At 65.2% G+C, this 10,276-nt stretch carries 7 protein-coding genes; 1 reads left to right on the forward strand and 6 read right to left on the reverse strand.

From position 1 onward, the window contains the following. Positions 1–2,247 (forward strand): hypothetical protein, encoded by a 2,247-nt coding sequence (locus AC1DX8_RS01980; protein WP_477628212.1) that lies wholly within the window; start codon positions 1–3, stop codon positions 2,245–2,247. Positions 2,248–3,445: 1,198 nt separating this feature from the next. Here AC1DX8_RS01980 and AC1DX8_RS01985 read toward each other — a convergent pair. Genes AC1DX8_RS01985 through AC1DX8_RS02010 form a run of 6 tightly spaced genes read right to left on the reverse strand, consistent with a single transcriptional unit; the run spans position 3,446 to position 10,251 of the window. Then, entirely contained in the window at positions 3,446–5,083 is a 1,638-nt protein-coding gene (locus AC1DX8_RS01985; protein ID WP_056918306.1) for a GMC family oxidoreductase, read from the reverse strand. Next, positions 5,080–5,709 carry a gluconate 2-dehydrogenase subunit 3 family protein gene (locus tag AC1DX8_RS01990; protein ID WP_056918305.1) on the reverse strand — a complete coding sequence of 210 codons (630 nt, stop codon included), beginning with the start codon at positions 5,707–5,709 and terminating at the stop codon, positions 5,080–5,082. Before AC1DX8_RS01990 ends, AC1DX8_RS01985 begins: the two co-directional genes overlap by 4 nt. 26 nt (positions 5,710–5,735) lie before the next feature. Continuing rightward, positions 5,736–6,656 (reverse strand): sugar phosphate isomerase/epimerase family protein, encoded by a 921-nt coding sequence (locus AC1DX8_RS01995; protein ID WP_477628213.1) that lies wholly within the window; start codon positions 6,654–6,656, stop codon positions 5,736–5,738. Next, positions 6,653–7,747: a Gfo/Idh/MocA family protein gene (locus AC1DX8_RS02000; protein ID WP_056918303.1), complete on the reverse strand. Its 1,095-nt coding sequence runs from the start codon at positions 7,745–7,747 to the stop codon at positions 6,653–6,655. The genes AC1DX8_RS01995 and AC1DX8_RS02000 overlap by 4 nt, the downstream gene beginning before the upstream one ends. A gap of 5 nt (positions 7,748–7,752) precedes the next feature. Continuing rightward, a complete protein-coding gene (locus AC1DX8_RS02005) occupies positions 7,753–8,733 on the reverse strand; it encodes an ABC transporter permease (RefSeq protein WP_477628214.1) in 981 nt (326 codons plus the stop codon). 3 nt (positions 8,734–8,736) lie between these two features. Further along, positions 8,737–10,251: a sugar ABC transporter ATP-binding protein gene (locus AC1DX8_RS02010; protein WP_477628215.1), complete on the reverse strand. Its 1,515-nt coding sequence runs from the start codon at positions 10,249–10,251 to the stop codon at positions 8,737–8,739. Positions 10,252–10,276: the final 25 nt, after the last annotated feature.

Genomic DNA, 10,276 nt, shown 5'->3' on the forward strand with positions numbered 1-10,276 from the left:
GTGCGGATCAATGTCGCTGCCTTCGGCAGCCGAACCTTCACGGGCGCCCTCGAAGTCGAGTCGTCTGACGCATCCTGGAACGACATCCTTTTGGTATGCCTGCCCCGGCACTTCGATGTCACCGACCTGGACGAACAGTGGCAACGGCTAGACCCCGTCGTCACCACGCACGCCCAGGCCATCTTCCTGCGCGTGCACCCAGGCGACGAGACCGCCTACCTGCCGCGTGACGGACTAATGGCCCCCGGGCTGGAGGTCTTGAGGAGGCGAGCCCGGGTTCCCTTGTATGTCGTCGCCTGGGCTGGGGCGGAACATCAAATCTCGCTGGCCAGCGTCCCTGAGCATGCACCCGGCGCGACCGGACACGCCCGCACTCTGCTGGCGCACATGGCCCGCGCCGAACTGACCACTTACGCGAATGACCCACGCGGCAGGCTGCCCGAAAACGATTCGTTTCACTACGAAGGCCCTAATGGTCAGCACTACCGATCGTTCCTACGCGTCCAGTCCATCCTGCGGCTTCCCGACCAACTGGATGCGGCAGCGTTCTGGCTTCTTCCGTTCGTCGAGGAGAGAACAGTGGTGTTGCTCGACAGCAGCACAATCAGCGTTGTCGGCCTCCACCTTGCCCAGTACGTTCGCGAGACCGGACTCGAAACTGACCGCCAAGTCGCGGTGGTCCACCCCATGCGGGGGTATGACGACGAACTCGTCGAAGTGGCACACAGACAGGTCGAAGCCGCGCTGCCCAACCCCGAACACAGAACTCACGCGTTGGTGCTAGTCAGTGTCGTCGGCACGGGCAGCCTCGCCCTGCGCGGCCGGACTCTCGCCGAACGGCTTCGCTTCGACCAGATCACGTCCGTGGGGATCTTCGGCGCGGGCAACGAGGATCAGGCGCTGCAGGTCGGACGGCTGAACCGAATCCTCGCGCAGCTCGACGACGACCTCGGACGCGTCGACGCGTCCGACTGCCAAAAGTGCCGACAGGACCGAAGAGGATCCAGCCCGGCACTCATCATTGGGCGCGACAGCTACCAAGTGGAAATTTCGCACCCGATCGCAGCTGAGCTCAACATCAACGCGTTCAATCCCGCCATTGACTTCATGGGTCGGTATGAAGGATCGAACGCCTTCACCGTCCATCGGGACGAACCCGTCCGCGGGCTCTCCCGCCGCCCCAGACACCACGGCGTCTACATCGATGTGAGCATTCTTCAGAACGAGCCGGAGTTCATTGCCCGCTTCCGCGACAAGGCCCGCCGGCTCCGCACGTCGGTCGATGTCATCCTGACCCCGCAACATGACGCCGCTGTCACGCTGGGAGACAAGGCTTCCAAGTACACCGGCTTGCCAGTGATCAACCGAAATGCCGAGGAGTTCCACACCCTCGATGCTGGTGAGCGCGAACTCCTCAGCACAGGACGCGTTCTGATCGTCGATGACGCCATCATCAGCGGTAGCCGTCTGCGGGGGTACCGGCTCGCGATGCTCAGCCACGACCTGTCACCCACAATCGTCCATGTCCTTGTTGGGGTCTGCCGTCCCACCTCAAGGAAGATGCGACAGACGATCGCCAACCTTGTGCACCAGATGGGCGAGTCTGAGCGGACCTTGCACAGCGTGGAAGATCTCCTTCTTCCTAACATGGACGAGAACGATTGCCCGTGGTGCTGGGAACGGTCCTTGCTGCACGACTACGGTCGCCGCGGTGAGGAGATTGCCAGCGAACTGATCGATCGTGCGGAGGTCCTCAATGGCAACGGCCTCACGACTGGTCTCTTTTGGGGATTGAATGACGCAACACTGCCGCTTGGTCCCGAAAGCGTCCTGGGTTCCGTCGCCCTTACCGATGCTCAGATCTTCGCATCTGTAGCTTCCGGGCTGCAGTGGCTGCGCAGCGAAGGCAAACTTGATGCTGAGTTCACGCCCCCCGTCGCGAAAGTCCTCGATCCTGCGTTCTGGGCGGATGGCCGGTTTTACGCCGAACCCATCACCGCGTCAATCCTTCGCGCGGCGAACAAACATGACCTGACTGCCCCCATTGCCGGGCGAGAATTCAGCCGAGCGATGCAGACCCGCTGGGAGGAGGCACCCTCTGCGAACCTGCGGATCGAAATGCTCCTTGCCACTATCGCAGGCAAGCTCCCGATCTTGCCGGGCATGTACTCGGCCCTTGAAGACGAGCGATTCGACCCGCTTCTTTTCGACTTCTTCTTGAACCAGCTGTGGGGCGGTACGGACTGAATGCCGCCCGACGCCTGAGGCGGTCGCAAGTCCGGCCAGAGCGCCCAAGCAAAACGCCGATGGCCAAGGGCCCTGCGAAGGAAGAGTTCCGCGTCCACGCTCTTGTTTGTAGTTGATCACGACCGTCTTGCCGCGGACTGTCGCATCCCAGCCGTCCCCTTTGGGGAAGGGAGCGACATGGAGGATGAGGGGCCTCCGAGCCGGAGCGGGTTGGCAGCACGCGCGCGAGGGTGTCTCGGCGTTGTGCTTAGCCGTCGTGACGGCGGGCGCGATGACCGGGTGCAGCGGCGCGAACGGGTCACATACGGACAGTGCGTCTCGCGCGGACTCGGCAATTGGGTCTGCGCAACCTCCATCCGCCGCGACAGCTGCCCCGTTCTGTGCACAGTTCGTCGACGACGAGACACTTMGAACTGTGTCTCAGGTGCTCCGTTCGGCGGCCAGCGGCAAGCCAGGAGGGGTTCAGTCTCGTGCGCACGGCCGACCAGGTGCTGATGATCGGGTGCAAGTCCAGGCGCGGATCGGGACGAACCTTGTTCGTCAAATGTGTCCGGTGACCTCTTGTCGCAGCGCCTGGCGCGTACGGGTCAGCCCACGTCCTGATCCAACCTGATCGACACGTGCCTGCGTCGGTGCATCAGCGACCTGCGCGCTGTGTTGTACCGGCTGGCGGGTACTCCGAGCACGCCCATGGCCAGACGTGACTGCTAGGCGGGGAGGTGTAGCCAAATGTGTAACCGGGAGGTGGAGGGACGGCGTGCGACGCGGCGCGACGACTGGGACTCGACACCGAGATTTCGTGCGGCAGGTGAGAGTTTGCGGGACGTTTGAGACGTGGGCAGGGCTGGCTCATAACCCGGAGGTCGCAGGTTCAAATCCTGCCCCCGCTACCACGAAGTAGCAGGTCAGAGGCCCTTTCCTTTCGAGGAGAGGGCCTCTGGCGTTGGCACCTGTAGCCAAATGCGTAGCCAGCGGGCGTCGAGGGCTCCGGGACGAGCGGGACCGCTTGGGACACCTGGGACGAGGCAGAAACGCATGAGACGCCCGGCCGGACGCCGGATGCCGCCAATTCGGGATGTCGCCGGGTCGATATCCGGGCGATCGCCAGTCAGCGCCCACCACAGAGCCTTGGGTGATTTTCTCCTTGGGTGGTGCTCCTGTGACGTGCAGTACCCGGTCGGAGTCTTCGTGTCTCTGACTAGCTCGCTCGGTTCGACAAGATGTGGTCGCAGACCCGCCAGGCGTTGGCCATGATGGTGAGTGTCGGGTTCGCTCCTGTTGCCGTGGGGAACGGAGAGCCGTCGACAACGAACAGGTTGTCGACCTCGTGGGCGCGGCAGTTGCGGTCCAGTACTGACAATGCGGGGTCGTCACCCATCCGGGCGGTGCCGTGCTGGTGAGAACAGTTGCCTGTCACCTTCTCGGCGTAGACGCGGTCGACCTGCTTGGCCCCCGCAGCGTCGAGGATCTCCCCGCACCGGTCGACCAGGAACCTGCCCTGGTCGATGTCGTTCTGGTGGGTTTGAAGGGTGATGCGGGCGACGGGCAGTCCCCAGGCATCCTTGACGTTGGGGTCGAGGTCGACCCGGTTGTCGTGCTGCGGCATGTCGTGCAGGACCATGGCGACCGCCATGCTGTGGCTGAAGTAGTCGCGATCGTTCTGCTTGGCCTCGGCGCCCCAGGTGGGTCGACCCGGCAGTCCCCAGTTGATGGGCAGTGGTATGCCGACTCCGGCGGCAGCAATGTGCCCACCACTGACGAACCCCCTGGAGTCGTCGTGCTCGTAGAACTGGAAGCTGCTCGCGCTGACATAGCCGCCGCCGGCCCAGGCATTGATCGGGTCCTCGAAGGTGCCGACCGACGCGCTGTACTCATGGAAGGTGACGTTGCGCCCCACGAGGTCGTTGCCGTTGGCGAGTCCGTTGGGGAACCTCGAGGAGGTCGACAGCAACATCAGCCGGGCGGTCTCCACGGCGCCGCAGGCAAGGATGAAGACATCGGCCTCCTGCTCCACGAGTCGACCCGCGGAGTCCTCGTACACGGCGCTCTGGATGCGACCTTGAGAGTCGACCGTGAGCTCGCGAACGTAGGAGTCCGCCCGAAGGTCGTACCGGCCCGTGGCGACAGCATCGGGGATGAACACGTTCAGTGCGCTGGACCGGGTGCCACTGGGATCGCCGTGCTGCTGCGCGAAGGCGCTGATGACCGTGGCGGGCCGCCCGTTGAACGGCTGAGACAGGGCCGCCTGCGGAGTCGGGAAGGAGTTCCAGCCGAGTTGTTCGCAGCCGAGGTGGAACTTCTCGGCGTAGCGGGACTGGGGCATCGGCGGGCAGGGGTAGCCCCGGGAACGGAAGGACTCGAACGCGTTCGCTCCGGCCTGTCCCGAGACTCCGAAGGCCCACTCGACCTTGTCGTAGTAGGGCTCCAGCTCGGCGTACGTGATCGGCCAGTCGGCAAGTGAGGTCCCGGGCAGTTCGCCCGCGATGCTGCGCAGGCGGAAGTCGTTCTCGGTGAATCGGGGGAGCCACCCCTGCCAGTGGACCGTCCCGCCACCGACCATCTGCGGAACCGGGCAGAAGAGGTCGACCTCCGCCTCGCTCTCGGTGTCGCGCCGCGATGTGCGGGGGTTCAGCAGTGGATCGGGCCAGAGGTTGTAGCGGTTGACGTTGGCCAGCTCGTCTCCGCCGAAGGACTCCTTGGTGCGCCAGGGCCCCTTCTCGAGGGCGACCACGCGCATGCCACCCTCGGTGAGCACCTTGGCCGCGGCTGCCCCGGAGGCACCGGCGCCGATGATCACGGCATCGACTCTCTCGGGCTTGGTCGCGGGGATGGTCATGAGGACTCCTCCAGGCTGCGGTGGGTCGGGTTGTCAGAGAAGTACTGGTGGGTGGTGTAGCGGCCGGTGTGCACCTCCGCGAGATCCTTCGGCCCGGGGAAGCCGATGGTCTGCCAGCCGACCTGGCCACGGTTGCCGCCGTAGATCGGATCTGCCAGGAAGCCCTGGCGGGTGTGCGTCACGAGCAGGCCGAAGAAGTCGAGGTCGGACTCGGCGCTGGTCTGCTGCAGCGCCGGCTCTTCGGGCCCCCCGTAGTTGATGGTCGGAGCGCTCGTGCCATGCTCGAGCCCGCGAAGGATGTCGTCCTGCTCGGCGTCATCGAGCTTGACGAAGGACCTTCCGTGGGCGTCGTTGGCACGCTTGTCGAGCTCGACGACCCCTGCGACGTACACCGCACGCGCGTGGTCGACCCGTTGCTGCCAGGCCTGCGCGCGCAGTCCAGTGAGCGTCTCGAACCCGGTCCCGTCGGGAAGGGCGTAGATGTAGTCGATGCCAGACAGGTAGCGGTCGAGGAAGTCGATCGTGCCGGCCTCGCGTGCGCCGGGTGTGTCGTCAGTCGGGATGATCCGGGCCATTGCCGCCTCTGTCGTCTCCCGCTGGTGGGCGTCGAGGAAGATGTCAGCCATGGGGGCCTCCGTTCGAGTCGTGGGGGTCAGGCGATGATGAGTGGTCGCAAGGTGTGATGTGCGACGAGCAGCCCGGTTTCGATCCGGGCCTCGCTGCCGCCCCAGACCGGGTCCTCGTGCTCCACCGACAGCACGCCGTCGAACCCGCCCTCGTAGAGCGTGTCCACGACGCCGTTCCAGTCGACCTGACCGCGACCRGGGATGCGGTACCGCCACCAACCGACGTCCCACGGGTCCGCGCTCTTGTCTGCGATCCCGGGCCAGCCGAACCGGTTCCGCTTGTGCGGGAACAGCTCGATGTCCTTGGCCTGGGCGTGCGCGACGCGGTCCACGTAGGGGCGCAGCGCCTCCACAGGGTCGATGCCCATCCAGACCAGGTGGGACGGGTCGTAGTTCAGGTAGAGGCCCAGCCCGAACATCCACTCCCAGAGCTCAGGGGAGTACGCAAGGTTTCCGGGATAACCGTCGGGGTGCCAGCCCTCCATGACGCAGTTCTCGATGACGAGCTTGACGCCCTTCTGGCCGGCGTGGTCCACGAGTCGCGGGAAGATCCTCTCGGCCTCGCGAAGGTTGTCCGCCACGCTCTGGCCAGGATGGCGGCCGATGAACGTCCCGACGGTAGGGACATCGAGGAGAGCGGCAGCATCGATGCACGCGATGACGTGGTCGTTGATCGCCTGTCGTTCCCGAAGGTCCGGGTGAAGGTTGTTGTCGTAGAACGCAAGGGACGACAGGGTGAGATCGTGGTGTTCGAACAGCGCACGGATCTTCTCGGCCTCGCCGTCGGTGAACGACTCAGCCACGATGTGGCTCGCTGTGAACGGTCGATCACCAAGTGCCGGCCAAGCTGCCACCTCCAGCGCCTCATAGTCGTGCTCCGCCGCCCACCTGGCAATGTCTTCGAGGGGCCGGTCCGGAAGGCAGGCCGTGAGGAACCCGAGTTTCACGAGGGCACCTCCACCCAGGAGTCCTTCGCAGCCGAGGCCAGGACGGCCTCGGTGATGACGGCGGCCCGGTGGCCGTCGCTGAAACTGGGAAGCCCCTCGGGCCGCGGGCCGGACACCGCGGCATACGCATCCGCCATGAACGCGGTGAAGCTGTCCTGGTACCCCTGTGGGTGCCCGGCAGGCAGGCGCGAGTAGTCGGCGCCGCCACCGGCGGTGAACGTATCCGGCCCACGGGGGACTATCTGGCTGGAGGACCGCCCACCGATCCACAGAGAGTCCGGGAGCTCCTGGTCGAAGACGTAAGCCGCCTCGGTCCCGTCGAAGGAGAACCAGAGCCGGTTCTTGCGGCCCAGCGATACCTGGCTGGCTACCACCGAGCCGGTCGCGCCGCGGTCGGTCTCGAACATCACGGTCGCGCCGTCCTCGGTGCCCACCACCGAACTGCCGTCGGTGCCTGCCCGGCTGGCGTGGGCCTGGGACATCCGGGACACGAGACGTGTGATGCGGTGTCCGGTGGTGAACTCCATGACGTCGCACCAGTGGACACCGATGTCGCCGAAGGCTCGCGACCCACCGCCGATGGCCGGGTCCACCCTCCAGTTCGTTTCCTGTGAGCCGGAGAGCCAGTCCTGGAGATACGAGCCGTGCAGCATCCACAGGTCTCCCGCCTGTCCGCTGGAGATGCGGTGCCTCGCCTCACGGACGGAGGGGTAGAAGCGGTAGATGAACGGCACTGCGGTGACCGCGCCCGTGGACTCGGCCGTCTCGGCCAGCAGGGCGGCGCGCTCCACCGAGGTGGCCAGCGGCTTCTCGCAGATGACCGCCTTCCCGGCCTGCATTGCGGCGAGCGCCAGGTCGTAGTGCGTGTCATTCGGTGTGCAGATGTGCACGACGTCGACGTCGTCGGAGGCGATGAGTGCCTCGGGGGACTCGGCGCCTGACCTGGCTCCGAGCCGAACCGCGGCGTGGGTGGCTGCCTCGGGGGAGTGGTCGGCGACTTGCGTCACCACTCCTCCGCTTGCTCGCACGGCATACGCGTGCACACCGCCGATGAAGCCGGCGCCGATGATTCCAGCTCGCAGTGCGGGCATGCGACTCACTTCTTCCGCGCGAGCGCGACAGCCAGGATGATGATGACGCCGCGGACGACCTGCTGCTGGCTGCTGTCGAGTCCGGCAAGAATCAGGCCGTTGTTGATCAGGCCGATGAGCAGCGCACCGACGAGCGTGCCGACCACCGATCCTGCGCCCCCGAAGAGGCTGGTGCCGCCGAGGATCACCGCCGCGATGGCGGACAGCTCGTCGCCTGCGCCCCACTGGAACCGTCCAGACTGCAGCCGGCCCGCATAGAGCATTCCGGCAAAGCTGGCGACCGTGGCGGAGAGGAGCAGCACCTGGAACTTGATCCTGCGTGTGTTCACCCCAGTGAACTGAGCCGCGGTGCGGTTGCCGCCTGTCGCGAGCACCTGACGGCCGAAGCGCGTCTTGGCCAGCACGATGGCGCCGATGGTCACGAAGATGGCGCTCCACGCGAGCAGGCCGGGAACTGGACCGAAGTTTCCACCACCGAAGATCAGGTTGAACGTGTCGTTCAGGATGGGCTGCGGCGCCGAGGAGGTTATCCATTGCGCCACCCCTGCGGCGATGCCGAGCATGCCCAGCGTCACAAGGAAGGACGGGATACCGAGCAGGCTCACCAGGGCACCGTTCACCGCGCCCACGGCAAGGCCCACCGCGAGTCCGGCGAGGACGCCCGGGATGAGACCCCAGCTGGAAATAGCCATGGCGGTCACGACGCTCGACAGTCCTGCCACTGAGCCCACGGACAGGTCGATCTCGGCACAGGCGATCACGTAGGTCATACCCACAGCGATGACCGTGATCGTCGCGGTCTGGCGGAAGATGTTGAGCAGGTTGTTGGAGGAGAGAAAGCCTTGGTCCCGCAACAGGACTGCGAAGAAGGCAAAGACGACCAGGAAGCCGATGTAGATGACGTAGCGGCGCCAGTCGATCGTGGACATGCGGCTCTGAAATGAGCCCAGTGCGGTGTTCTCTTGGTTCGGTGCGATGGTGACCATGGGTCAGACTCCTTGAACGGCCAGTTGAAGGGATTCCTCGTCGGCGATCTCGCTCCGCCGCAGATCGCGGGTCACAGAGCCGTCACGCAGGATGAGGATGCGGTCGCTGACCGCGAGGAGCTCGGGGTACTCCGAGGAGATGAGGATGACGGCCTTGCCGACATCAGCGAGGGCGCGGACCATGTCGAGAATCTCGGACTTGGTCCCGATGTCCACTCCCGCGGTGGGTTCGTCAAGGATGAGGACGTCGGGTTCGGTGCCCAGCCACTTGGCGATCACGACCTTCTGTTGGTTGCCGCCCGAGAGCAGACGGATGGGCCGATTCGGGTTGGTTGCCTTGATGGCAAACCGCTGAATGAGGCTGGAGGACATGGCCTTTCCCGCCTTCCCGTCGAGCAGCGGACCCTTCTTGAGCTTCCCCAGCAGGGGGAGGAGCAGGTTCTCGCGTACGGAATGGTCCAGGACCAGTCCTTGCTCGCGACGGTCCTCCGGGATGAGCGCGAGTCCGTGACCGATCGCGGCGCGGGGGTCGTTAACGGTGATCTCCCTGCCCCGCAGGCGGATGGTTCCGCTCGTGGCCTTGTCGATCCCGAAGAGGGTCCGGGCGAGCTCGGTGCGTCCACTACCCATGAGGCCGGCGAGCCCGATGATCTCGCCTGCGTGGACGGTGAATGACACGTCCTGCACCAGGGGACCACTGGTCAGCCCGGATACTTCCAGCAGGGCCTCCCGCTGGTCGAGACCCTCCCGTTCGCGGTAGTTCATCTGACCTTCGATCTTCTTGCCGACAATCCCCTCGACGATCTGCTCGGGCGTGACCGCAGCCAGCGGCTCGGTGAGGAGGCGCTTCCCATCGCGAAGAATGGTGATGCGGTCGGCGATTCGGTAGATCTCGTCCATCCGGTGGGAGATGTAGATGATCGAGATTCCGCGCTCTTTGATCCGGCCGATGAGGTCGAAAAGCGCCTCGGTCTCGTGCTTGGCCAGGCTCGCCGTGGGCTCGTCCATGATGAGGATCTGGGCATTCTGGGCCAGCGCCTTGGCGATTTCGGTGAGCTGCCAGTAAGCAGTTCCGAGGCTGGCAACCATCGCCTTCGGGTTGACTGAGACCTCCATGGTGGCAAAGACCTCCGCGGCTTTCGCGACGGCAGCTCGGTCGTCAATGAGACCGAACCTTCCAGCGGGCTCGTCGGCCAGATAGATGTTTTGTGCCACGGTCAGAGTCGGCACCAGGCTGAACTCCTGGAACACCATGCCGATGCCCGCTGCTCGCGCGCTCTGGATGGAGTTGATGTCTACGGGCTCGCCGTCGACGCGGATTTCCCCTTCGTCGGCCCGGTAGACCCCTTGGAGGATCTTCATGAGCGTCGACTTTCCTGCGCCGTTGCCCCCCGCGAGCGCATGGACCTCGCCGCGGCGGACCTCGAAGTCGACGTTGTCCAGGACGACCACCCCGTCGAATGCCTTGGTGATGCCGTGCATCTCTACCGCTGTCGCGGTACTGCTCTGCTCGCCCATCGCGTACTCCCTTCTGGTGGCGGGG

The organism is Pedococcus sp. P2_A3 (assembly GCF_056405035.1).